Source organism: Actinomycetota bacterium, from assembly GCA_019347575.1.
Taxonomy (GTDB): Bacteria; Actinomycetota; Nitriliruptoria; order Nitriliruptorales; family Nitriliruptoraceae; genus JAHWKY01.
Map to the genome: position 1 here is coordinate 76,881 of JAHWKY010000005.1, position 25,025 is coordinate 101,905.

The window sequence follows — 25,025 nt, forward strand, 5'->3', positions numbered from 1 at the left end:
TCAGGACACTCGGGCGCGGCCTCGTACGGACAGGATCAGCGTCGCGACGGCGGCTCCGAGCAGTGCCGCGGCCAGCATCGCCAGCCACACCGGGATCCCTCCGTCCTCGTCGAGATCCGGATCGGCGGCCACGCCATCCGCGCGTTCGGTGTCCGGCAGCTCCTCGAGCTGTTCGAGGTCACCCGCCGCGGGGCCGTCCCACACCGAGATCTCGGTCACGGCCTCGAGTCCCCCTCGAACGGTGATGGTGTCGGTCGTGACGCCGTCGAAGGGGACGGCCGCGAACACGTCCGTGAGCTGGATCGGCGCGGTGTCGCCGACGTCGAGGGCGCAGTGCTCGCACCCCCGTACGACGACCAGCTCGACCGTGCGCGCCGAACCGAGCTGTACCTCGAGCCCCGTGACGTGAGGGCACGGCTCCTGCGCCTCGGTGTCACACTCGATCCGAGCGTCGACCGCCTCCGTGAGCACGCCGTCGGTCGCGCGGCACGGTGCGAGCGGAACCCGGCTGCCACCGGAAGCGGTCGCCGCGCAGTCGGCGCCCCGCGACGCCGGGGCGCCGAGCGCGCGAGCGGAAGGCGAGGCTGGGGGAGCGGAGCGCGACCTCGCGCAGCCCCTCGGGAGCGTTCACCGGGATCCGACCGACACCAGCGACCGCGCCCTGCGCGTCCTCGAGCACGCGCGAGTCGACGGTCGCGCCCTCCGGGGTGCCAACCTGGGACCAGATGGTCGCGGCGTTGCCGGTCTGGAACAGCGCGTCGTAGCGGTCGGGCACGCCGAACGTCGCCGTCGGAGGTGCCCAGCTGATCGTGCCCTGCCCGCTGAGGCTCAGCGTCGGTTCCCACAGCTCGAGGCTCGGCAGGACGGTGTTCTCGTTGCGGACGACGAACGTCGCGCGGACGCCGGCAGCGGCGACGGCACCGCTGCGAGCCTCGTCGGCGAACGACAGCAGCACGTCCACCTCCTCACCGAAGGTTCCCTGCAAGTCGCTGCCGCGGAGGTCGAAGCGGTAGCTGCCGTCATCCCCGGCCGTCGTCTGGTGGTCGGCACCACAGAGGTCCGTGAGGCACGCGGTGCCGAGCGTCGCGAGGATGAACGGCGTCCAGAACAGCACGCCCGGGCCCGGGTCGACCGTCAGACCCACCCGTGTCCCGGCCAACGGCGCGCCACCGCTGTCGGCGGCGACGCCCGTGATCGAGACCTCGGCGTCGGGATCGACCTGGCTAGCCGTGCACGCCGCGAGCGCCACGACGACACCGACCAGCGCAGCGGTGAACCGTGATGGCACCGCCGTCAACCCATGTGCGGGTAGCGATGATCGGTCGGGGGAACGAAGTTCTCCTTGATCGAGCGCGGGCTGATCCAGCGCTGCAGGTTCAGGGCGGAACCCGCCTTGTCGTTGGTCCCGCTCGCGCGCGCCCCACCGAAGGGCTGCTGTCCGACGACCGCCCCAGTGGGCTTGTCGTTGATGTAGAAGTTGCCCGCCGCGTGGCGCAGTCGCTCCATGGCCTCCTGCACCGCCCCGCGGTCGTCCGCGAACACCGCACCGGTCAGCGCGTAGGGCGAGGTGGTGTCGACCAGTTCGAGCGCGCGCTCCCAGTCATCGTCGTCGTAGACGAACACCGGCAGGATCGGGCCGAACAGCTCGCGCTGCATGAGGTCGTGTCGCGGATCGTCGGTCACGACGACGGTGGGCTCGACGAACCATCCCTCGCTGTCGTCGGTGCCACCGCCGACGATGACCCTCGTGGCGCTGCCATCGTTCGCCTGTGCGATCGCGTCGCGGTGCCGGATGAATGCCCGCTCCTCGATGACTGCGCCCATGAAGTTCGACAGGTCCGCGACGTCGCCCATCGGCAAGCCTGCGGTCGTCTCGATGAGCGGTTCCTCGAGCCGGTCCCACACGCTGCGGGCGATGTAGGCCCGCGAGGCCGCCGAGCACTTCTGCCCCTGGTACTCGAACGCGCCTCGGACCAGCGCGGTGCACAGCTGTTCGACGCTGGCGGAAGGGTGGGCGATGACGAAGTCCTTCCCGCCGGTCTCGCCCACGATCCGTGGGTAGCTGCGGTAGTGGTCGAGCCCCTCTCCGATGCGTCGCCACAGGGCGCGGAAGACGGTGGTGGAGCCGGTGAAGTGCAGGCCGGCGAAGTCCGGGTGTTCGAAGCAGGCGTGACTGACGAGCGCCCCGTCGCCATGCACGAGGTTGATCACGCCGTCGGGCAGCCCGGCGGTCTGGAGGAGCTCCATGAGGTACTGGGCGGACAGGGCCTGCTTCTCGGATGGCTTCCACACCACCGTGTTCCCGCAGAGGGCCGGGGCGGTGGGGAGGTTGCCGGCGATCGAGGTGAAGTTGAAGGGGGTCAGCGCCAGCACGAACCCCTCCAGTGCTCGGTGGTCCGTGCGGTCCCAGATGCCGGGTGCGGACTGCGGTTGCTCGCCGAGGATCTGGCTGTAGAAGTGGACGTTGAAGCGCCAGAAGTCGATCAGCTCGGCAGCAGCGTCGATCTCGGCCTGGACGACGGTCTTGGACTGGCCCAGCATCGTCGAGGCGTTGAGGGTGTCCCGCCACGGTCCCGCGAGCAGGTCAGCGGCACGGAGGAAGACCGCGGCACGCTGCTCCCATGGCAACGACGCCCAGTCCGAACGTGCCTCGAGGCCCGCCTCGATGGCCGCCGCGACCGTGTCGGCCGAGGCGGCGTGGACCGTCGCCAGATGCAGATCGTGGCGGTGCGGGGCGCGCACCTCGAAGGTCTGCCCGGTGGTGACCTCCTCGCCCGCGATGACGCAAGGCGCCTCACGCGTCTCCTTCTCCATGGTCGCCAGCCGCTGCTCCAGCGAAGCTCGCTGAGCGCGACCGGGCGCGTAGCTCTCGACCGGTTCGTTCGTCGGCGGCGGTGGGACAGCGCGAGCGGTCGTCACGGGAGTGCCTCTCCTCGGAGCGTTCGCAGCGATCGTAGGTCGCGGTGACGGGGGAGGCGGAGCCGTGAATCGGTACGCTCGGTCGAGCGACGAGGAGCGCGTCCGGTGTTGACGGTCGGTGTCGATATCGGCGGCTCGTCCATCCACGCGCTCGTCCTCGACGACGCCGGTGACGGTGACGAGGTTGTGGGCCGCGTCCATCTGCGAACCCCGATGACCGGCGATCGCACCGACGTGCTCGACGTGATGTGGGCCGCGGTGCAGGAGTCGATCGAGGCCGGGGACGCCTCCATCGACGACATCCCAGCGGTGGGTATCGCCAGCCCGGGGATCGTCATCGAGGGCACCGTCGGCGGGGCGTTCAACGTGCCCGGGTGGTACGAGCGGTTCTCGATCCAGAGGCTGTTCGAGGAGCGCGTCGAGCGACCCTGCCGCGTGATCAACGATGCGACCGCTGCTGCCGTGGGTGAGCATCGTCTCGGTGCGGGGCGCGGCCACGACAACCTCCTCTACGTGACCATCGGCACGGGGGTCGGCGGCGGCCTGATCCTCGGAGGAAAGCCGTACGAGGGTCGCCTCGGAGGCGCCGGCGAGCTCGGTCACATGATCGTGCAGCGCGGGGGAGCCGTGTGCCCGTGTGGCCGGCGCGGCTGCGTCGAGGCGTACGCGGGGCGCCGGGCGATGGCGCAGGCGGCCGAGCGCGAGATGGCCGCGGGGCGCCACACCATCCTGTTCGACCTCAAGGACGAGCAGGGCAAGCGGCGGCTGACATCGGGTGTGTTCCGGGCGGCGCTCGACGCGGGCGATCCCTTCGTCGGCGACCTGCTCGATGATGCGATCTCGGCGCTCGGCGCGGGCATCGCCTCGACCGTCAACCTCCTCGACGTCGAGCTGGTCCTGATAGGGGGAGGGTTCGCCGACAAGTTCGCGCCCTTCTTCGTCTACCGAGTGGAGGCCGCGGCCCGCCCCAGCCTCTTCCTGCAACCGCCCCACGTCCGCTTCGGTACGGCCGACCTGGGAGGTGACGCCAGCGCCCTGGGCGCCGCCATGGTGGCGCGTGACGACGTCATCGACGACGGGGACGGCTAGGAGGCTGGCGTTACGCTGGCCTCTCGCCCTCGGCTGCCGTCAGCAGGAGCGCCCCCGTGACCCACCTCGACGACGCGCGCACCATCGTCACGTTCCTGCGCGCTGCGGTCGACCACGCCGTGACCCGCCTCGCCGAGCAGACCAGCAAGGACGGGCGCATCTCCGTGTCGGCGCTCGACGAGCACCAGACCGTGGCCTACGACATCGCCGCGCTCGCGTCCCGGGTCGCCGCCGCCGAGCGGTTGCTCACTTACGGCGAGCACGGCGGACGGGAGGCCGCGCTCGCGCTCGCGTTCGCTGCGGAGACGGCAGCTGACCTCGCCGGACGCGTCACGGGTCGCCTCGATCGCTACGGGCTCGACGCTGCCTGGCTCGCGGGAGATATCGGGGCGGCGGTGGAAGCTGGCCGCTCGAGCGACTTCCTGACAGCGCTCGGCGCCGCGGTGATCGACGGGGACGGCGAAGCAGGGCCGCGCCACCTCGGCGAGGAGCGCGAGATGGTGCGCGACACCTTCCGTCGGTTCGCCGAGGAGCGCGTGAAGCCGGTCGCTGAGGAGATCCACCGTGAGGATCGTGACATCCCCGACGAGATCATCCAGGGTCTCGCCGAGCTCGGCTGCTTCGCCCTGTCGATCCCCGATACCTACGGGGGTTACGCCGAGGGTGGCGAGGACGACCTGCTCAACATGGTGCTCGTCACCGAGGAGCTCTCACGCGGCTCGCTGGGCGTCGCGGGCTCGCTCATCACGCGCCCCGAGATCATCTCCACGGCCATCCTGCGGGGCGGCACCGAGGAGCAGAAGCAACGCTGGCTGCCGGCGATCGCGTCGGGTGAGAAGATGTGCGCCGTCGCGGTCACCGAGCCCGACTTCGGGTCGGACGTCGCCGGGGTCAAGACCATGGCGACCCGCACTGGCGACGAGTGGGTGATCGACGGCGTCAAGACGTGGTGCACCTTCGCGGGCAAGGCGGAGCTGCTGCTGCTGCTCGCGCGCACCGATCCGGACCGGTCGAAGGGCCACCGTGGTCTGTCGCTGTTCGTGGTTCCCAAGCCGCGCAACGAGGGTCATTCGTTCGAGGTCACCCAGGACGGTGGCGGGCGGATGACCGGTCGCGCCATCTCCACCCTCGGCTACCGCGGGATGCATAGCTTCGAGGTCGTGTTCGAGAACTGGCGGGTGGCGCACACCGACCTCATCGGCGAGGACGACGGCGTCGGGCAGGGCTTCTACCTGCAGATGCAGGCGTTCGCCGCGGGTCGGCTGCAGACCGCCGCGCGGGCGCAGGGGCTGATGCAGGCCGCGCTCGACGCCGCGGTCACCTACACCGGGCAGCGGCACGTGTTCGGCGAGCCGCTCGCGAGCTACGAGCTGACCCGGACCAAGATCGCCCGCATGGCCGCGGAGCTGGTCGCGTCGCGCAACTTCTCGTTCGAGGTGGCGCGGATGCTCGCCGGGGGGGAGGGTCAGCTCGAGGCGAGCGAGGTCAAGCAGTTCAGCTGCCTGGCGGCCGAGTGGATCACCCGCGAGGCGCAGCAGCTGCACGGTGGGTACGGCTACGCCGAGGAGTACGCCGTCAGCCGCTACTTCGTCGACGCGCGCGTGCTGTCGATCTTCGAGGGCGCTGACGAGGTGCTGGCCCTACGGGTGATCGCGCGCACCCTGCTCCAGGACGCGCTCTAGTTCCCGTGGTCACCGTCGCGAGCCCCGACGAGCGCACGGTCACGCCCGTTCGCGATGGCGACCGCGATGGCACGGTTGCCGGCGCGGCGCTGGAGGCCGGTCAGGTCGGGCCCGGGGAGGGACGTGCCGGCGGCGCGTGAACGCTGTACCGCTGGTTGTGGTGGCGCGGTGGCCGCGGGTACCGGGTTCGCGGTCGCCCCGTTCCCTCCGACCCCCGCACCGCTACCGCTGGAGCTGCTGCTCGAGGTCGCGCTAGGGCCGAAGGTGTGCTTGCTTCCGGCCCGGAAGATCACCGTCGACCGGGTGTGATCCACGCCGGCTTCGATCGCGGCGCCGCCCTGGCCCTTGCCGCCGGTACCGGAGACCTTCACGGAGTAGCGGTCGAGGTCGAAGACCTTGGCGACCATGGACGTCTCGAGCGTCACACCTTCGACGAGGCGTTCCACCACGGCGATGACCCCGCTGCGGGTCGCACTGGAACCCGCTCCCTCCAGGTACTGGCGGACCTCGGTGACCATGTTCACCAGGATCTGCTCGGCTCCGGTCACGGTCGTGCCGACACTCACCTCGACACCGAACATGCCGCCCACGCCGGCCTGTACCTCGTCCAGACGCCGCCGCAGCTGGGCGACGACGGAGCCGGGAAGGATGGCCGCGAGCACCTGGAAGATCCCCGTGGACGCAGCCGCCGTGACCTTCGTCTCCATCTTGAGCTCGCTGGCATCGAGTGCCATCGTGGCGTAGTGGAGTTTGAGCATCAGCGAGGTCGTGTGCTGTCCCGAGAAGCCACCCTGGACCAGTCGGGCCACACCGGGCAGACCCGCCTTGCCCTCCACGCCGACGGAGGCCGACATGCCGACGGTCACCGACTGCGTCGCTCCACCGCCCTGTTGGTTCAGAGCCAGTTCGGTCTCGGCGAACCGCTCGGCGAGCGCCGTCCCCTTCAGGTCGACGGTCCCGAGCGCACTCGCCTCGCCCTCTGCCTCGACGTAGTCGGCGACGCGGAACCGCAACGAGGTGGCGCGGTCGGCGAACGACGCGACGGTGCCGGCGTGAGCCATCGCGTTGAAGGGGGCAGGTAGCACGCCGGCGGCGCCGAGCCCGCCGAGGAAGGTGACCATGCCGCCGAGGCCGTCGCAGGTGTCGTCGTCGCCGCCCTTGTTGAACTCGAAGGTGCCCGTGAGCGTGCCTCGGTAACCGCCCTCGACGCGGCCCTTCGCGGACGCGAGGTCGACGCTCTCGCCCGAGAGCGCCTTGAACGCGTCGACGAGGTCTGATGAGTTCGATGAGCCCGCCGGCACGTTGACCTCGACGCCCACGCCGCCGCCCTGGCTGGTGTTGGCCTGCACGTTGAGACCGAGCGTCCCCTGACCCGTCAGGGTCACCGTGAACTTGTCACCTACCCGTTTGATCGCGATCTCCGAGCCACCACCGAGCCGCACGTTGACGACCCGCACGGGGATGTCGACGTTGCCCTTCACGAAGAACTTGAGCTCGTTCTCGCTGTCGGGTCCGAGGTTGGGGAGCATGTCGTCGACGCACGGGCCTATCGCCTGGCCGAGCGGGGCGCAGACCTCGCCGAGCAGCTCGCGCTCCCGTTGGGCGCGACCACGTTGGACCTTGGCGCGGGTCGAGGCGACCAGGCGTGAGGCACGCGCTCGCAGGCTCCGGCCGGTGCCACGCAGACCGTTCACGGCGGCGTTCTTCAGCTGTCGGACGCGGTCGACGCCACGTTGGATCGCCTGCTTGGCGCCGTCCCAGATCTCCCGTGCCTTCTGCTGCAGGAGCTCGATGCCACGGCGCATCCGCGCCTTCAAGCTGTCCCACGCTCGCTGGAACCCCTGCGCCAGCTGCTGCGCCTTCTCCCGGACGCGCTGGACGAACTGTCGGATACGCGACGTCACGGCCGTGATCGCGGTCTTGATGGGACCGGGCACGAGTGACCAGACGGTGGACAGCAGCCCGCGGACACGGTCGGCAGTGCCTCCCGCGCGACCGCGGATGGCACCGACGAGCCGGTCGAACGCACGGCGCGCACCGTTCACGAGCCCGTCCCACGCGCGCTTCGCAGCGTTGCCGATCCGACCGATCGTCGCGCGGATCCCGCTGACGAGTCGGTCGATGCCGGCGCGCAGCCGTTGGGCGAGGCCGGCCAGCGTCTGGGCGACGCGATCGACGACGCGGGCGACCGCCGCGCTGGCTCGCTCGATCCCGTTCGCGACGGCGTCGGCGACGTCAGCGCCGCGCTGGAGCACCCACCCCCCAACGTCGCCGGCGAACTGCCGCAGCTGGGCCAGGCGCTCCCGGACGGTCCGCTGGACGCCGCGCTTGACGCGCGTGTACAGGCTCTCCGCGCCCCGTCCGATGCCCTCGAGGACGGCTGCACCGTCGCAGTCGAGATCCGGCAGGGCGGTCTCTCCCGACCGGCTCGCCGACTCGAGGCGCTGCCGGGTCCCTCCTGCCTCGCGACCACCGCCAGCCGCGGCACCGCCTGCAGTTCGGGCACCGGGAACGACGACCGCAGGGATCACCCCAGCCATCGATGCGAACCCGCCCACCTCGCGCTGTGCCTCCTGGGCAGCCCGTTCCCCTTGACGTGATGGACCTCGAGACTCCGAGGCCGTCCGGCGTTCGAGGTCCTGCGCGTCCGTCTCTCCCCGGCTCCGTTCCCGACGGACATCGGTGTCGGCCTGCTCCCCACGCTGCTCGCCTGCACGTGTAGCCCGGCCCTCCTCCCGATCGGCCTCACCCTCGCCACCGCTGAAGATCCCGCTCAGGCCGCTGAGGAGGCCGCGGGCCCGATCGAGCAGGCCGAACGGGATGTCGAGCCGCTGCACCGTCGTGTCGGCACTGCGCTGCAGCGATGTCCCCCCCGCCAGGATGTCGGATCCGTGGGGGAGGAGGTCGGCTTCGAACACGAACCAGTCCCTCGGGGTCGCGTGGGCAGGTCCGACGAGTGGTTCGGGCGGGGCGTGGCGCGGGGTGAGGAGGGCCGCGGTCGCCCGGTTGCCGATGGTGCGCTGGAGCGCGAGCAACCGGTCCGAGCCGATGCCTGGTGCCTGCGGGTCCTCGTGGAGGCAGCCGACGAGTTGCCCGCACGACTGGAGCGACTCCGGCGCCGTGTCCTCGTGCTGCGCCTCGCGAGCGGCCGGCTCGAGATCACGGGCGTGCTCGCCCGTCCGGATGGTCGCCGCGTCCACCTGGGCCTCTCCGTCACCTCACGTCCCGCGCATGGTTCCACCCAGCCCCGCTGGGGGGGACCACTTCGGGCCAGGTGGGTAGGAACACCTCGCTGCCCGACCGGGCACGGCAGGGGGACCGTTCGGGCTGGACGGCCGTGCGGGACTTGACGAGCACCCGTTGCAGGGCGAACATTAGCGCTGTTAACTTAACGCTGTTCAGTCCATGAGGAGCGCTCGATGTTCGCTCGCATCGCCGCCATGCTCGTCCATCGCCGCCGCGCGGTGCTGATCGCGGCGCTCCTCGGCTTCATCGCCGCCGGGGCGATGGGCGGTGACGTCCAGGAGCACCTCTCCGTCGGGGGCTTCGACGATCCCGAGTCGGAGTCGACCCGGGCCGCCGAGGTGCTGGAGGAGCACTTCGCCCAGGGCATCCCCAACCTGGTGCTGCTCGTCGAGTCGCGTGCCGGCTCGGTGGACGACGTCGCCGCCGAGGGCCAGTCGCTGACCGAGCGGGTGGCCGACGCCGAGCACGTGGCCGAGGCAGCCTCCTACTGGTCGCTCGGCAACCCACCGCCGCTGCGCAGCGGGGACGGGTCGAAGGCCCTCGTGCTCGCGCGGATCGAGGGCACGCAGAGCGAGCAGCTCGAGCGGGCAGGCGAGCTGCGCGAGGAGTTCACCTACGAGGACGACACGTTCAGCGTGAGCGTCGGAGGGTTCGCCGCCACCTTCGACGAGATCAACCAGATCGTTGAGGAGGACCTCGTCAAGGCGGAGCTCATCGTCTTCCCGTTGACCTTCGTGCTCCTCATCATCGTGTTCGGAGGCGTCGTCGCCGCGTTGCTGCCGCTCGGTGTCGGCGGCTTCGCGATCGTCGGGACGTTCTTCGTGCTCAAGCTCATCGCGCAGGGCACAGAGGTCTCGATCTTCGCCCTGAACTTCACCACCGCGATGGGCCTGGGCCTCGCCATCGACTACGCGTTGCTCGTGGTGTCCCGCTTCCGTGAGGAGCTCGCAGCGGGGTACGACACGGCGACGGCGGTCAGCCGGACCGTCCAGACCGCTGGCCGGACCGTGCTCTTCAGCGGGCTCACCGTCGCGGCAGCCCTGGCGGCGCTGCTCGTGTTTCGCTTCGCCTTCCTGCGCTCGTTCGCCTACGCGGGCATGGCGGTGGTTGGTCTCGCCGTCGTGGGGGCGGTCGTCGTGCTCCCGGCGGGTCTCGCCGTGCTCGGGCCCCGCGTCAACAAGTGGCAGGTGCGCAAGCGTGCCGCCCGACCGGAGCACGAGGAGGGCACCTGGCACCGTATCGCCATGGCGGTGATGCGCCGGCCGATCCCCATCGCGACCGTGGTGATGGTCTTCCTCACGTTCCTCGGACTGCCTTTCCTCGGCGTCGAGCTCGGCTTCCCCGACGACCGGGTGCTTCCGCCGGGAGCGGAGACGCGCGAGGTCGGGGACACGATCAGGGCGGAGTTCAACTCCAACGAGGCGGTCCCCGTCCAGGTGGTGGTCCCCGGCGTGGACGCTCGGGATCGCGGCGAGGACGTCGACGCCTACGCCACCGCGCTGTCGCAGGTGGATGGGGTCGCCCGCGTTGACGCTGCCACCGGCAGCTACCTCGCCGGCTTCCAGGTGTTCGAGGGTGGGCCCCTCAGCGAGCGCTTCGTCGCCGCTGACGCGACCTACCTGTCGGTCGTGCTGTCCGAGGAACCGATCTCGCTCGAGGGCGAGGAGATCGTCCGCGACGTCCGTGCGGTCGACGCCCCGTTCGAGCAGGTCCTCGTCGGTGGGGGATCGGCCGAGCTCGTCGATGGCAAGGCGGGCCTGCTCGGGCAGATGCCTCTGGCGCTCGCGCTGATCGCCGCGATCACGTTCATCGTGCTGTTCCTGATGTTCGGATCGATCCTGGTGCCCTTCAAGGCCATCGCGCTGAACCTGTTCAGTCTCACGGCGACGTTCGGGGCGATGGTGTGGGTGTTCCAGGACGGCAACCTCAGCGGACTGCTGGGCTTCACGGCGACGGGGACGCTGGTCACCACGATGCCGGTGCTCATGTTCTGCGTGGCGTTCGGCCTGAGCATGGACTACGAGGTGTTCATGCTGTCGCGCATCAAGGAGGAGTACGACCGCAGCGGCGACAACGTCGGCTCCGTCGCCTCCGGCCTCGAGCACACCGGCCGCATCGTGACCGCGGCCGCGGTGCTGATCGCGGTGGTGTTCGCGGCGTTCTCGACCGGACGGGTGTCGTTCATCAAACTGTTCGGCATCGGCATGGCCCTGGCCGTCCTCGTCGACGCCTTCCTCATCCGGGCCACGCTGGTCCCGGCCTTCATGCGCCTGGCGGGGCGGGCGAACTGGTGGGCGCCCGGTCCGCTCCGTCGGCTGCACGAGCGCATCGGCCTGTCGGAGAGCGTCGACCTCGACGACACCCCGCCCACCTCCGAGGCCTCCCAGGTCGGGGTCTCGGCGTGACCCCGGCCGAACGCGCTCGCGCGCCCCGCGGACAGGGTGATCGGCTGCGCGAAGAGCTGCTCGACGCTGCCGAGCAACTGCTCGTCGAACGGGGCAGCGTCGATGCGGTCTCGGTGCGCCAGATCGTCGAGCACGTCGGTTGCACGCCGCCGGCGATGTACCTGCACTTCGAGGACAAGGACGGGCTGTTCCGGGAGGTCTGTGGGCGGAGGTTCGAGGAGTTCGGGGCCGCTCTCGAGGAGGCTGCCGCCGACGCCACCGACCCACTCGATGAGCTGCAGCGACGGGGCATGGCGTACGTGCGCTACGGCCTCGAGCACCCGGAGGCCTACCGCGTGCTGTTCCTCGCCCGCAGCGACGAGCGCAACTGGGAGATGACCGAGGACGACCCCGGGATGCGTGCGCTCAGCGCCCTGGTGGCGGCGGTCCAGCGCGCCATAGACGCTGGAGCCCTCGTCGCGGACGACGCACCGACCGTCGCGGTGGCGCTGTGGGCCGCGGTGCACGGGACGACGGCGCTGCTGCTCAACCAGCCGTCGGGTGAGGATGGTCCCCTGGTGATGCCGGGTGTGGAGGCGTTGACCGACCGCGTCCTGCAGATGTGCATCGACGGCCTCCGCCCACGCTGACCGTCACCTCGGTCAGAAGGCGGGAGGGCGCTTCTCGCGGATCGCGGCCAGTCCCTCGGCGAGGTCGACCGTGCCGTAGTTGGTCGACTGGGCCGCGGCCTCGACGTCGAGCTGTTCCTCGAGCGTGTTGTCCCACGTCACGGTGAGGGAGCGCTTGAGCTGTCGGACCACGACCGGTGAGGCGGCGGCGATCCGACGCGCACGGTCGAGGGCGTGATCGAGCACCCCGTCGGCGGGGAGCACGCCGAGGGCGAGTTCGATGTCGCCCGCTTCCTGGCCGCTGATCAGTCGGCCCGTGTACAGCAGCTCCGCTGCGCGCTGGCGACCCACGAGCCGGGGGAGCAGCCACGACGCCGCCATCCCTGGATGCAGCCCGAGCTGCGCGAAGTTGAGTCCGACCTTCGCCTCCTCCGCGACGATCAGCAGGTCACACGCCATCGCGACGCACAGACCCGCCCCGATCGCGTGGCCGTTCACAGCCGCGATCACCGGCACTGGCAGCTCGCGCACCGACAGGAACAGCCCGTAGAAGCGGCGCATGTCCGCGGTCGCGTCGTAGCCCTCGTCGCGGGTGCGGCGGGCGTGCTCCTCGAGCATCCCGAGATCCCCTCCGGCACAGAACGCCGGCGGCGTCCCGGTCAGCACGGCCGACCGGAGATCCTCATCACGAGCCAGGTCGGCGAAGGCGCCGTGGAGCGCCTCTCCCATCGCGACTGACATCGCGTTGCGGCGGTCGGGATCGTTGAGCGTGATGGTGGCCACTCCGCCGTCACGGGCCACCTCGACCAGTGCCATGCGCGCCCTCCCGGTCCGTGACGAGACTAACGCCCGGTGTGGTCGGGCCGACCGGGTCGGCGAGGTCGGGGCTCCGGTCCGGTGTCCGAACGGCAGGTGAAGGCAGGGACGGGCGGTCACGGCCGACGGCACGTTGCCGCATCCGTTCCGGAGGAGCCCTTGCGCCGCAGCGACCTGGTCAGCGCACGTCTGGACCGCGTGATCCCGGCGGCGCTGTTCACCGCGTTCCTGGCGCTGCGCCTGCCCTTGCGGAGCGGCTTCCTCGTCAACTGGGACGCGGTCAACTACGCGCTGGGCCTCGAGGTGATCGACCTCGAGCACCACCAGCCTCACCCCCCGGGCTACCTCGGCTTCATCCTGCTCGGGCGCGCGGCGCGGCTGGTCACCGGCGACGCCAACGCAGCCTTGACCGTGGTCAGTGTGATCGCGGGCGCCGCCATCCCGGCGCTGTTCTACCTGCTCGCCCGCCGCGTGCTGCGTCGTCCGTTCGCCGTCGGAGGCGCGATCCTGCTCGGGAGCTCGCCGGTCGTCTGGTACTACAGCGTCGTCGCGCTGAGCTACGCCGTGGGCGGCGCGCTGGTGCTGGCCGTGGTCTACGCCGCCCACCGCGCGCGGACCGACGCGTCACGCGGTTGGCTCATCGGCGCCGCCGTCGCGCTTTCGGCACTCGGCGCGGTTCGCCAGATCGACATGGCGTTGCTGCTCCCCGTGGTGATCTGGGCGGCGGTGCCCTTCGAGCACCGCACACGCATCCGGGGCGCCGTCGCCCTCGTGCTGACCTCGCTGCTGTGGGGCATCCCGCTGCTGCTCCTCGCGGGTGGCATCGGTGCCTACCTCGACTACGCGACCGGACTGGCCACGTTCGCGGGAGGACGCACGTGGCTGGGATCGTTCGACCCGGTGGGGATGGCACAGAACTTCGGGCTCGTCGCACTCGGGCTCGTCGTCGGGCTCAACGTGCTGCTCCTGCCGTGGGCAGCGTCGACCCTCGGAGGCCAGCGTCCGTTCCGACGTCTGGACGCGGCGACACGCCAGCTCGTGCTCCTGTGGACGGTCCCGGCGCTGCTGGTCTTCCTCCTCGTGCACACCGGACAGGTCGGCTACGTCCTCGTCATCCTGCCCGCCGGCGTGCTCGTCGCCACGGCGGCGGCGCAGGCCCTGGTCGACGAGCGCGCGACCGAGACGCTGCTGCGTCGCGCGTTCCCGCGGCGTCGCACCACGGTCGTGGCAGGGGCCCTGGCGGTCAACCTCATCGGGTTCTTCGTGCTCCCACCCGTCGGGCACACGGTCCTGTCCGCTCGCGACACGCAGGCCACCGACACCGATCCGCAAGCGACCTTCATCCAGGATCGGACGCGCCAGTTCGACCTGCGCCGCAACGACGAGCACTGGGCGGACCTCATCGCGACGGTCGAGCGTTTCGATCCCGACAAGGCGGTCGTCCTCGGGGTGCCGACGAGCGGGGGCAGCTTCCGGCACCTGACCTACTACGCCCCGGACCATCTCGTTCTCGGTCTGGGGTTCGATCGTGGCGGACGGTTCGGCGCTCTCGCGACCGCTCGGGACCGCACCAGCGACTACAGCATCGACTCGATCGGGGCCGCGCGACCCGAGATCAGCCTGCCAGCGGGGACCAGGTACGTGCTCGTGCCCGACCGCGAGGTGGCGGTCGGTCTGCGCTGGGAGGCGCTCCGCCCCGTCAAGGTCCACGATCGGATCGTGCTGTACGCGCTCGCGGTGCCGGACGGGGTGCGGCTCGTGTTCCACCAGGCGCGTGAGTGGTCGCCGCCGTTCATCGAGCTCGTGCGCCCCGGAGCGGAGCGGTTCGACCGCCGTACGCCGGTCCCAGTCGGGCACGCATGAGGTAGACGTTGTAGTCATCGAAGCGCGAGAGGGTGAAGTACACCTCCGGTTCCGCCAGCGTCCCGGGGACCAGGTAGGGGGCGTACAGGGTCGGCACGTCGACGGCGGACACCAGCATGCGGGGCGCCGACCACGGCCCCGTCAACCGCTCCGCCGTCCGGATCTCGACCGCGCCGACGTCGTCGTTGAGGTACAGCATCAGCCACCGGCCAAGGCCCAGGCTCCACGCCACCGACAACTCCCCGACCGGCCCGGGCACGACCGGCGCCGCGGTATCCGGATCGGCCGACCAACCACCGCCGTCCCAGTACCGCCACGCGCGGACGTCGAGCAGGTCGCGCAGCGGCACACGCGCCAGGTGTGCCGCGCCGTCCCTCCCGGCCGGGATGCCCAGGACGTGCACATCGTCGCCCTGCTCGCCCCCGGTCACGAACGCGACCTGCGCGAAGTTGCTCGCCGCTGACCACCGTGCGCCCCGCAGGCGCTGCCAGGTGACACCGTCGTCGTCCGAGACCGCCAGGCCGGAGTGGTTGACGACCCAGCTACCTGGTGGTCCCCAACAGCGCACGGACATGTAGTGCAGCACCATCCTGTCGCCGAGGGAGATCCCGTTGGTGGGGATCACCGTCTCCTCCCACCCGCGCAGCTTCAGCGATCCGAGTAGCTCGCGTGCTCGTCCGCTTCCGTCCTCGACCATGCCGGTGAAGATCAGGCCATCCTCGAGCGGTCCAGGATCCGTCCACGCGAGCACGTTGCTGCGCCACCCCGACCGGTCCGGTCCCGCGAACGTGTCGCCGAACACGACCGCGAGACGGTCCCGGTGCTCGAACATGTGACCGAGGTCGGTCCCCGCGACCTCCCAGCGGGTGAACGTGCGGTTCACCGATCCGGGGCCCGTGATCTTCGCGACCGGCGCCACCCCGTGGACCGCGACCGGCGGCCGGTGTCGGTCGGGTTCACGATCGCGCTTGAGCTGCGCGAGCTCGGCCCCTTCGGGATCGGCCGTCCCTTCCGACGGCTTCGGCTTCTCGAGGCAACGTGGAGGCAGCCCCAGGCCCAGCTCGGACGCCACGTCCGGGACGAGGCCCGCCGTCGTCAGCAACGCCCCGCAGGCGAGCAGCGCGACGCTGCTGGATCGTTCGACCGTGCGGAACCAGCACGGTCGTCTGGATCGCGCACGGAGGAGGAACAGGACCCCGACGAGCAGCGCTACGCCTCCAGCGGCGACCAGCTGTAGCAAGATCCGTTCCGACGTCCGACATCCACTGACGCTACGCCTGTCGGCCGCCATGGCCCGGACCGAAGTAGGGGTCCGAGGACCTCGGCCGGAAGTCCGCGGTCAGCTGACCAGGGGGAGGCGCAGCGCGGCCGGAGCGTGCTCGGGGACGGAAGGCTGGCGGGGCGGCACCGGCGCGACCCGCCGGTAGGGCTGACCCAGCGGCGGCCGGGGATCCTCCTCGCCGCGGTTGGGCCACAGCGCCATGGCCCGCTCGGTCATCGCCGTGATCGTCAGCGACGGGTTGACGCCGAGGTTCGCCGTGATGGCGGCTCCGTCGCAGATGTGCAGCCCGGGGCAGCCGTACACGCGGTGGTAGGGATCGATCACACCTGACGCGGGCGAGTCCCCGATGGGCGCTCCGCCGATGAAGTGCGCGGTCGTAGGCACGTTGAGCACCGCCTCGGCCCACGACCCGCCCGGGTAGCCGTCGATGCGGTCGGCGACCCTGCGGGTGAACTCGTTGCCGACCGGTATCCAGCGGGGGTTCGGGGCGCCGTGGCCCTGCCGCGTGGACAGCTTCCAACCGAACAGCCCACGCTTGCGGAACACCTGGAGCGAGTTGTCCAGGCTCTGCATCACGAGCACGATGATCGTGCGCTCCGACCACCTCCGCACCGACAGCGACCGCAGGAAGACGATCGGGTGGCGCAGGATCTCGAGGAGGAAGCGCAGGAACCGGGGCACGTTGCCCCCACCGTCGACCATCAGCGTCGCGAGCATGCCCATCACGTTGCTGCCGCGGCCGTATCGGACCGGTTCGATGTGGGTGTTCTCGTCGGGGTGGACCGACGACGTGATCGCGATGCCGCGCGAGTAGTCGGTCTTGGCGGTCCGGGCCTGCGCCCCGAGGATGGCCTCGGAGTTCGTGCGCGACAGCGCCCCGAGCCGGTCAGAGATCGCGGGCAACGAGCCCTCCGCCTTCAGGCGGTGCAGCAGCTTCTGGGTGCCGAGCGCCGAGGCAGCCAGCACGACCTGCTCCGCGTACCACTCACGCCGACCTCTGCGTCCCGACGCCCCCGGTGGCTGGGTGACCACGAGGTACCCGCCCTCGGCGCGCGGCCGTACGTCGCGGACCTCGTGCTCGGGGTGGACGACCGCCCCGAGCTTCTCCGCGAGGTAGAGGTAGTTCGCCGTGAGGTCGTTCTTGGCCCCGTGGCGGCAGCCGGTCATGCACTCGCCACACCGGATGCAGCCCACACGGTCGGGACCCTCCCCGCCGAAGTAGGGGTCGGGCACCCGTTGACCGGGAACGCCGAAGTACACCCCCACAGGGGTCGGATGGTAGGTCTCGCCGAACCCCATCTCGTCCGCGACGTCCTTGATGACGCGGTCGGCCTCGGTCTCGAACGGTGTCTCGGTGACGCCGAGCATGCGCTTGGCCTGGTCGTAGTGGGGCGCCAGTTCGCTGCGCCAGTCCGTGATGTGGGCCCACTGGGGGTCGTCGTAGAACGGTTGGAGCGGTTCGTAAAGGGTGTTGGCGTACACGAGCGACCCGCCGCCGACGCCGGCGCCGCTGACGACCATCACATCCTTGAGCAGCGACACACGCTGGATCCCCTTCAGACCCAACTTCGGCGCCCAGAGGAAGTTGCGCACGTCCCACGACGTCGTCGGCAGCGTGTCGGCGTCGAAGCGGCGGCCGGCTTCCATGACCCCGACGCGGTAGCCCTTCTCGGTCAGGCGTAACGCGCTGACGCTGCCCCCGAACCCGCTTCCGACGACGATGACGTCGTAACCGTGGTCGCGCTCGCGGGTCGGATCGTGCTCGGACACGGTGACCTCCGTGGGGGGCGCGGCAGGGTACGTCGCCGAGCCTTGGGGACGACGCTGGCGGCCGGGTAGCATGTCTCACGAGCAACGGCGCTCCGCACGCGGGGCGCCGTTCGTCGTTTCCCGATGGTCCTACCCGATCGGTCGTTCGCGACGACGGCGTGCCCTCCACCCTTGACCTCCCGGAGGCTGCCATGCCACGTCGTTCCACCCTGCGCCCGTCCGAGGCACGCCTCGTCGGTCCCGTGAGCCTCGTCGCCCGCGGGGCGCCGAAGGACGCCTGCGGCATCGGGTTCGTGGCGCATGTCGACGGTCGCCCTCGCCGCGAGCTCGTCGAGATGGGCCTCGAGGGCCTGCGGGGCGTGAAGCATCGGGGCGCCGTGGCTGCCGATGCGCGGTCCGGGGACGGTGCCGGACTGATCACGCAGATCCCGCGCGCGCTCGTGGCTGCGTGGGCCCGCGAACTCGGCGGACGGGGCACCGATCCGCAGTGCCTCGGACTGGCGTTCCTCTTCGTCGATGCCCGTGACGACGCGGACGGCGAGACGGCGCGGGCGACCGCACGCTCCGCGGTGGAACAGGCGTGCGAGGCGGAGGACATCCGCGTCATCGGCTGGCGCGACGTGCCCTTCGATCCCGACGCGATCGGCGAGATCGCCGAGGCCGCGCGGCCCGGTGTCGTGCAGGCCGTGATCGAGCGGCCCGACGGGTGGAGCGACGACGCCGCCGAACGCGCCGCCTACCGTGCGCGGCGCCGAGCCATCAAGGCGACCGCTGGTGTGCGGTTCTACACCGCGTCGTGGTCGTTCCTCACCGTGACCTACAAGGCGATGTGCGCCTCCGACCAGCTCGGAGCGTTCTACGCCGACCTCCGAAACGAGCGCTTCACCTCTGGCTTCGCGATCTTCCACTCGCGGTTCTCGACCAACACCGCCCCGACCTGGGAGCGGGCGCAGCCGTTCCGCACGCTGTGCCACAACGGGGAGATCAACACCATCCAGGGCAACGCCAACCTGATGCGCGCTCGGGAGGGTGACCTCGGTGCTGACTGGATCGACCTGGAGCTCGTGACCCCCGTGGTCGACGAGGACCAGTCCGACTCGGCGATGCTCGACAACGCCCTCGAGCTGCTGGTGCGCGGCGGGCGCGACATCCGCCACGGGCTGTCCATGCTGGTCCCCGCCGTGTGGGAGGGACAGCGTGACATCGACCCCAGCGTCCGCGATTTCCACCGCTACCACTCGTGCCTGGTCGAACCGTGGGACGGACCCGCGGGCTTGGTCTTCACCGACGGCCGTCGCGTCGGCGCCGCGCTCGACCGCAACGGCCTGCGTCCCCTGCGCTACCACGTGTGCGAGGACGGCATCGTCGTAGCGGCGTCCGAGGTCGGAGCCGTCCGGACCAGCTTCCCGGAGGATGACCCTCGCTACCACGGCCAGGTGCGACGCGAGCGGCTCGGCCCGGGCCAGATGCTGTGCATCGATCCGGACGCGGGAGGGCTGCAGGAGGACGCCGAGATCAAGATCAACCTGAGCCAGCGCCAGCCCTACGGCGACTGGCTCCGGGCGCACCTCGTCAAGGCCAGGGCCGGCCAGCCGGTGGAGATGGCGCCCGACGACGTGACCACCCGCCAGCTCGCGTACGGCTTCACCAAGGAGGAGGTGATCTCGATCCTGCGTCCGATGGCGACGCAGGGCAAGGAGACCACCTCCTCGATGGGTGACGACACACCCATGCCGGCGGTCGCCCATTGGCGCCGGCCGGTGAGCCACTACCTCAAGCAGCGTTTCGCCCAGGTGACCAACCCGCCCATCGACCACCTGCGCGAGCACGAGGTGATGAGCCTGCGGACGCTCCTCGGGCCGCGCGTCCCGATCCTGACCGAGCGTCCCGAGGCCGCCCACCTCGTCGAGCTCGAGTCGTTCGTGCTCTACCCCCACGGGCTGCGCCGCATCGTCATCGATCCCGATCTGCCGTTCCCGGTCCAGGCGGTCGACGCCACGTTCGCGCTCGAGGACGGCGGCCTCGCGGAAGCGCTGGAGCGCATCGGTGACGAGGCGGTCGGGTTCGTCCGTGAGGGTGCTGGAATCGTCGTGGTCAGCGACGGTGGCGCCGACGGCGAGCGCTGCCGCATCCCGATCCTGCTCGCGATCGGGGCCGTGCACCACAGGCTCCTGCGCGAGGGCTTGCGCACCCGGACCAGCCTCGTCGCCGAGACCGACGAAGCCCGCGAGACGCACGACATGGCCGCGCTCCTCGGCTTCGGCGCCGATGCCATCGTTCCGCGGCTGGTCATGCAGACCATCGCGGAGCTCGCCGACGCGGGGCGCATCGGGGGCGACAACCCCTCCGCGTCGGAGGCGCAGGAGCGCTACCGCACCGCCATCGAGGACGGCGTGCTCAAGATCATGTCCAAGATGGGCATCTCGACGCTCGACAGCTACCGCGCCGCGCAGATCTTCGAGGCGGTCGGGCTCGGACCGGACGTGATCGAGCAGTGCTTCGCCGGCACGCCGAGCGTCCTGGGCGGTGTGACCCTCGACGATCTCGAGGAGGAGCTGCGCGAGCAGCACGCGCTCGCGTTCGCCACCGACGATGAGGACGACGATCGCGACCTGCCCAGTCCCGGCGTCATCAAGTCCAAGAAAGGTGGCGAGTACCACGCCATGAACCAGGACGTCGTGGGGGCGCTGCACGATGTGCTCGGGTTGGGTCGCAAGCCCAAGACCGATCCGTTCCGGGTGGAGGCGGACGACCTCGACCTGTTCGCCGCCGACGAGCGCGCCGCCCACGTCCTCAACCGTGCGACGGCCGAGGGCCGCTTCGATCTGTACGCGAGGTTCTCGCAGCTCGTCAACGACCGACCCTACCTGGCGCCTCGCGACCTCATGGCGTTCGCCGACGTCGAGCCCATCCCGCTCGAGGAGGTCGAGGACGCCCTGTCGATCGCACGGCGGTTCTCCGGCGGGGCGATGTCACACGGGGCGCTCAGCGCAGAGGCACACGAGACGGTCGCGGCGGCGTTCAACCTGATCGGTGGCAAGGCCAACAGCGGCGAGGGCGGCGAGGCCCCCGAACGCTTCCGGACACGCGGGGACGTGCACGACACCGACTGCCGCATCAAGCAAGTCGCGTCGGGGCGCTTCGGCGTGACGCCCGAGTACCTCGCCTTCGCCGAGGAGCTGCAGATCAAGATGGCGCAGGGCTCCAAGCCAGGCGAGGGGGGACAGCTCCCGGGACACAAAGTCAGCGAGGAGATCGCGCGACTGCGCCACACGACCCCCGGCGTGACCTTGATCAGTCCACCCCCGCACCACGACATCTACTCCATCGAGGATCTCGCCCAGCTCATCTACGACCTCAAGCAGGTCAACCCCGACGCGCAGGTCAACGTCAAGCTCGTGGCCGAGTCGGGGGTCGGGCAGATCGCGGCCGGGTGCGTGAAGGCCCTGGCGGACTCCGTCCACATCTCGGGCTACGACGGAGGTACCGGCGCGTCGCCGCTGTCCTCGATCCAGCACGCCGGCATGCCGTGGGAGATCGGCCTCGCCGAGACCCAGCAGACGCTGCGCCACAACGATCTGCGTGGCCGCATCAAGCTACGCGTGGACGGTGGGTTCAAGACTGGCCGCGACGTGCTCGTCGCGGCACTGCTCGGTGCGGACGAGTACTCGTTCGGGACCGCCGCCCTGATCGCGGAGGGTTGCATCCTCGCCCGCGCCTGCCACCGTGATACCTGTCCGGTGGGCGTCGCGACGCAGCGGCGTGAGCTGCGCGACAAGTTCGAGGGACGCCCCGAGCAGGTCGCGGCGTACCTGCTGTTCGTCGCGGAGGAGGTGCGCCGCGGACTCGCCCAGCTCGGGCTGCCGTCGATGGCCGAGGCGATCGGTCGCGTCGACCTGCTGCGTCCCCGCGCGATCACCGAGGACGAGCGACTCGACCGCTACGCGGCGCGGCTCGACGTCACCCCGCTGCTCGCCGATGTGGGGGAGGGCGCGAGGTCGTTCGAGGCCCACGTCCCTCGGCAGCGTCCGCGCAGCGCGCTCGGGCAACAGGTGTTCGAGGATGCGCTCGAGACCATCTTCCTCGGTGGGATCGTCGAGTACGTCTACGACATCCGTAACGCCGACCGCACCGTCGGGGCGCAGGTGGGCGGGGCGGTGGGCCTCGAGTTCGGCCAGAAGCCACCCGCGGGGACCGCCCGGCTGCGCTTCACCGGGGAGGCCGGTCAGTCGTTCGGGGCGTTCCTGTCCGACGGGGTCGAACTCGTGCTCACGGGCGAGGCCAACGACTACGTCGGCAAGGGTCTCGGTGGTGGGCTGATCGTCATCCGACCGCGCGACGACGACGCCGGCGACCCCGTCCTGATCGGCAACACGGTGCTGTACGGGGCGACCGGCGGCGAGCTGTTCGTCGCGGGGCGGGCGGGCGAGCGCTTCGCGGTGCGCAACTCCGGTGCCACAGCCGTCGTCGAGGGGACCGGCGACCATGCGTGCGAGTACATGACGGGCGGAACCGTGGCGATCATCGGCCGCACCGGCAACAACCTCGGGGCCGGCATGTCCGGCGGCGAGTGCTACGTCTACGATCCCAGCTCCGAGGTGCTCGCACGCGTCAACCGACAGCTCGTCGAGGCCCACCGCCCCGACGGCTACCAGCTCGAGGACCTGCGCGAGCTGATCCAACGCCACACGACCCTCACGGGGTCGGGGCGTGGCCAGCACGTCCTCGACACCTGGGACCTCTCCAGCGACTACTTCTGGCGCATCGCCCCCAAGTCCGAGATGGAGCGCGTCTCCGCCGTGGGTGGCGCCACGACCAAGGCCGACTGACGCGGGGCACAGCCTGGCCGGTCAGCTGCGTGATCGTGCCGTTGAACTGCCACCGCCGGCGCCCCGTCACGGGGCGCCGGCGAGGCGTTCACCGAAGCGGACAAGCCGCTGGCCTGCGGCGACGCGGGCGCGGCGGGCGAGACGGCTCGAACGGCTGCGGTGAGCCGCCCGTGCGACCGCTTCGTGCTGCGCACGTGCCGACGCCTGGCGCATCTCACGCTCGCGCATGAGCGCGAGCTCATCGAAGAGGTTGGGGCCCATCGTGGTTCCTCCTGGGATGGTTGGGGTGGTGCGATTCCCGCCGTTCCCCTGGAGAAACGAGAGAGACGGCGGGGACGCCGCCGTCTCGGTAACGATGCGGTGCAGACCTACCGATCCGGTGGCAGCGAGACGGCGCACGGCGCGACGAGGTACGTCGCCCAGCCGAGCGTCGCGGTCATCGTCTTCGCCATGTCGTCACCTCCCTGCGTGGATCGGTGGTACCGGTGCGTCCCAGCACCGTACGCAAGGCTCCGGCGTCTGTGAAGCGCGCCGACGATATCGGGCGCGTATCGCACGGTGAGTAGGCTCCGACGAGACCGCGGGAGGCTGCGTGTGAGTTCGGTACGGGTGCTGGTGGGCACGGCCAAGGGTGCGTTCGTCCTGACCGCGGACGGCACCCGTGATCGGTGGCAGGTGGACGGGCCCCACTTCGGTGGCTGGGAGCTGTACCACCTCAAGGGCTCGCCGGTGGATGCCGGCCGCATCTACGCCGCGCAGGCGACCTCGTGGTTCGGCCAGGTCATCCAGCGATCCGACGACGGAGGTGCGGTCTGGGAGGCGGTCGGCAACGACTTCTCCTACGCCACCGTGCCCGGCACCCACCAGTGGTACGACGGGACGCCTCACCCGTGGGAGTTCGCCCGGGTGTGGCACCTCGAACCCTCGCTCACCGATCCTGACACGGTGTTCGCGGGCGTCGAAGATGCCGCGCTGTTCCGATCCAGCGATGGCGGCGGGACGTGGACCGAACTGTCCGGCCTGCGCGAGCACGGCACCGGATCGAAGTGGCAGCCCGGGGCGGGTGGCCTGTGTCTGCACACCATCGTGCAGCACCCGACCGATCCGGACCGGATGCTCGTCGCGATCTCCGCCGCGGGATGCTTCCGTACGGATGACGGTGGGCAGACGTGGCACGCCGCCAACACCGGGCTGTCATCGGACGAGATCCCCGATCCGGAGGACGATGTCGGCCACTGCGTCCACAAGGTCGCGCTGCACCCGGACCGCCCCGAGGTGCTGTTCATGCAGAAGCACTGGGATGTGATGCGCAGCGACGACTTCGGCGGGTCCTGGCGCGAGATCAGCGGCGACCTACCCACGGACTTCGGCTTCGCCATCGACGTGCACGCGCACGAGCCCGACACGGTCTACGTCGTCCCGATCACCAGCGACTCCGAGCACTACCCGCCGGACGGGGCCCTCCGCGTCTTCCGCAGCCGCACCGGCGGCGACGAGTGGGAGCCGCTCACGGACGGACTGCCCCAGAGCAACTGCTACCTCAACGTGCTCCGCGACTGCCTCGCGGTCGACCGCCTGGATCCCTGCGGCGTCTACTTCGGGACGACGGGAGGCGACGTGTGGGCGTCGGCCGATGCCGGCGACCGTTGGACCCCGATCGTGCGCGGGCTCCCACGCATCCTGTCGGTCGAGGTGCAGACCCTCGATCCCGCCGCAGGGTGAGCGGGGCCGTGGTCGTCGTGCGGCTGCCGGCGCACCTGCGCAACCTCGCCAAGATCACCGACGAGGTCCACCTCGAGGTCGCAGCTCCGGTGACCCAGCAGGCGCTGCTCGACGCGCTCGAGGCGACCTACCCGGTCCTGCGCGGCACCGTGCGGGAGCACGGCACGCAGCGGCGGCGCGCGTTCGTGCGCTTCTACGCCGGCCAGCAGGACCTGTCGCACGAGGAGCCCGACGCCCCGCTGCCCGCTGCGGTCGCGGCGGGCGAGGAGCCGTTCACGATCATCGGAGCGATGGCCGGCGGGTAGGCGAGGTCGGGGTGGAGCGGGCCCTTCAACCCATGCGCTCGCGCTGCAGTTCGGCCGAGAGCCGCCGCATCGAGACGACACCCAGCAGGCCCCCCTCGCCGATCACGGGCAGGTGACGGAACCCGCGGTCGATCATGACCTGCAGCGCGGCAGCCGCCTCGTCGTCCGCGTTGGCGGTGATCGGCTCCTCCGTCATCCAGTTGCCGACGGTGGAGGCGTGGGTATCCACACCCGCCGCGCACGCGCGGAGCAGGTCGCGCTCGGTGAAGATGCCGGTGAGTCGGTCGGCTTCGTCGAGCACGCACACCGAGCCGATGTGGTTCTCGTACATCCGCTTTGCGGCGCGAGCGAGCGGTTCGTGGCGCTCGACCGTGGCGGCATCACCGTCGAGGAGCTCACCGAGCTTCGGCAACGGGCAGCCTCTCCGTCGGGTGCAGGCACGGTAGCAGTGGGCTCCGGTAGCCTGCTGTGCGTTCACCGAACGCCGAC

17 protein-coding genes are annotated in these 25,025 nt (G+C 70.7%); 8 read left to right on the forward strand and 9 right to left on the reverse strand.

All coding sequences use genetic code 11. The features are described 5' to 3' along the window. From KY469_04575 to pruA, 3 genes are read right to left on the reverse strand one after another with little or no spacing between them, the layout of a single operon-like run. Complete coding sequence (locus tag KY469_04575; protein ID MBW3662356.1) at positions 1–471, reverse strand: hypothetical protein; 471 nt, start codon at positions 469–471, stop codon at positions 1–3. After that, complete coding sequence (locus KY469_04580; GenBank protein MBW3662357.1) at positions 434–1,288, reverse strand: hypothetical protein; 855 nt, start codon at positions 1,286–1,288, stop codon at positions 434–436. The genes KY469_04575 and KY469_04580 overlap by 38 nt, the downstream gene beginning before the upstream one ends. Before the next feature lie 5 nt (positions 1,289–1,293). Then, a complete protein-coding gene (pruA, locus tag KY469_04585) occupies positions 1,294–3,120 on the reverse strand; it encodes an L-glutamate gamma-semialdehyde dehydrogenase (protein ID MBW3662358.1) in 1,827 nt (608 codons plus the stop codon). On the opposite strand from pruA, the gene KY469_04590 reads away from it, so the two are divergent. Together KY469_04590 and KY469_04595 are read left to right on the forward strand one after the other, a co-directional pair. After that, positions 3,025–4,008: an ROK family protein gene (locus tag KY469_04590; protein ID MBW3662359.1), complete on the forward strand. Its 984-nt coding sequence runs from the start codon at positions 3,025–3,027 to the stop codon at positions 4,006–4,008. The two genes, pruA and KY469_04590, sit on opposite strands and share 96 nt — an antisense overlap. An 83-nt stretch (positions 4,009–4,091) precedes the next feature. Further along, positions 4,092–5,690 carry an acyl-CoA dehydrogenase family protein gene (locus tag KY469_04595; GenBank protein ID MBW3662360.1) on the forward strand — a complete coding sequence of 533 codons (1,599 nt, stop codon included), beginning with the start codon at positions 4,092–4,094 and terminating at the stop codon, positions 5,688–5,690. Here the strand turns inward: KY469_04595 and KY469_04600 are convergent. Further along, on the reverse strand, positions 5,687–8,890 hold the full coding sequence (locus KY469_04600) for a hypothetical protein (protein MBW3662361.1): 3,204 nt from the start codon (positions 8,888–8,890) through the stop codon (positions 5,687–5,689). The genes KY469_04595 and KY469_04600 overlap by 4 nt on opposite strands. 219 nt (positions 8,891–9,109) lie before the next feature. Between KY469_04600 and KY469_04605 the strand changes: the two genes are divergently transcribed. Both KY469_04605 and KY469_04610 read left to right on the forward strand, forming a co-directional pair. After that, the gene (locus tag KY469_04605; protein ID MBW3662362.1) at positions 9,110–11,341 is read left to right on the forward strand and encodes an MMPL family transporter; all 2,232 of its coding nucleotides are present in this window, start codon (positions 9,110–9,112) and stop codon (positions 11,339–11,341) included. Then, positions 11,338–11,970, forward strand: a complete 633-nt coding sequence (locus KY469_04610) for a TetR/AcrR family transcriptional regulator (GenBank protein ID MBW3662363.1) — start codon at positions 11,338–11,340, stop codon at positions 11,968–11,970. Before KY469_04605 ends, KY469_04610 begins: the two co-directional genes overlap by 4 nt. Before the next feature lie 12 nt (positions 11,971–11,982). Here the strand turns inward: KY469_04610 and KY469_04615 are convergent, their stop codons facing one another. Further along, entirely contained in the window at positions 11,983–12,765 is a 783-nt protein-coding gene (locus KY469_04615; GenBank protein ID MBW3662364.1) for an enoyl-CoA hydratase/isomerase family protein, read from the reverse strand. A gap of 159 nt (positions 12,766–12,924) precedes the next feature. On the opposite strand from KY469_04615, the gene KY469_04620 reads away from it, so the two are divergent. Next, on the forward strand, positions 12,925–14,628 hold the full coding sequence (locus tag KY469_04620; GenBank protein ID MBW3662365.1) for a DUF2723 domain-containing protein: 1,704 nt from the start codon (positions 12,925–12,927) through the stop codon (positions 14,626–14,628). On the opposite strand, the gene KY469_04625 is transcribed toward KY469_04620, so the two are convergent. Both KY469_04625 and KY469_04630 read right to left on the reverse strand, forming a co-directional pair. Then, on the reverse strand, positions 14,558–15,868 hold the full coding sequence (locus KY469_04625; protein MBW3662366.1) for a DUF4185 domain-containing protein: 1,311 nt from the start codon (positions 15,866–15,868) through the stop codon (positions 14,558–14,560). The genes KY469_04620 and KY469_04625 overlap by 71 nt on opposite strands. Before the next feature lie 99 nt (positions 15,869–15,967). Further along, on the reverse strand, positions 15,968–17,752 hold the full coding sequence (locus KY469_04630) for a GMC family oxidoreductase (protein MBW3662367.1): 1,785 nt from the start codon (positions 17,750–17,752) through the stop codon (positions 15,968–15,970). 119 nt (positions 17,753–17,871) lie between these two features. Here KY469_04630 and KY469_04635 point away from each other — a divergent pair, with 119 nt between their 5' ends. Next, entirely contained in the window at positions 17,872–22,509 is a 4,638-nt protein-coding gene (locus KY469_04635) for a glutamate synthase subunit alpha (GenBank protein MBW3662368.1), read from the forward strand. A 66-nt stretch (positions 22,510–22,575) separates the two neighbouring features. Here KY469_04635 and KY469_04640 read toward each other — a convergent pair whose 3' ends face one another. After that, complete coding sequence (locus tag KY469_04640) at positions 22,576–22,770, reverse strand: hypothetical protein (GenBank protein MBW3662369.1); 195 nt, start codon at positions 22,768–22,770, stop codon at positions 22,576–22,578. Between the two features lie 333 nt (positions 22,771–23,103). Here KY469_04640 and KY469_04645 point away from each other — a divergent pair, with 333 nt between their 5' ends. Both KY469_04645 and KY469_04650 read left to right on the forward strand, forming a co-directional pair. Then, positions 23,104–24,231, forward strand: coding sequence for an exo-alpha-sialidase (locus KY469_04645; protein MBW3662370.1), 1,128 nt, complete (start codon positions 23,104–23,106; stop codon positions 24,229–24,231). 8 nt (positions 24,232–24,239) lie between these two features. Further along, positions 24,240–24,536: a MoaD/ThiS family protein gene (locus KY469_04650; protein MBW3662371.1), complete on the forward strand. Its 297-nt coding sequence runs from the start codon at positions 24,240–24,242 to the stop codon at positions 24,534–24,536. Positions 24,537–24,561: 25 nt separating this feature from the next. Here KY469_04650 and KY469_04655 read toward each other — a convergent pair whose 3' ends face one another. After that, a complete protein-coding gene (locus tag KY469_04655) occupies positions 24,562–24,948 on the reverse strand; it encodes a CBS domain-containing protein (protein ID MBW3662372.1) in 387 nt (128 codons plus the stop codon). Positions 24,949–25,025: the final 77 nt, after the last annotated feature.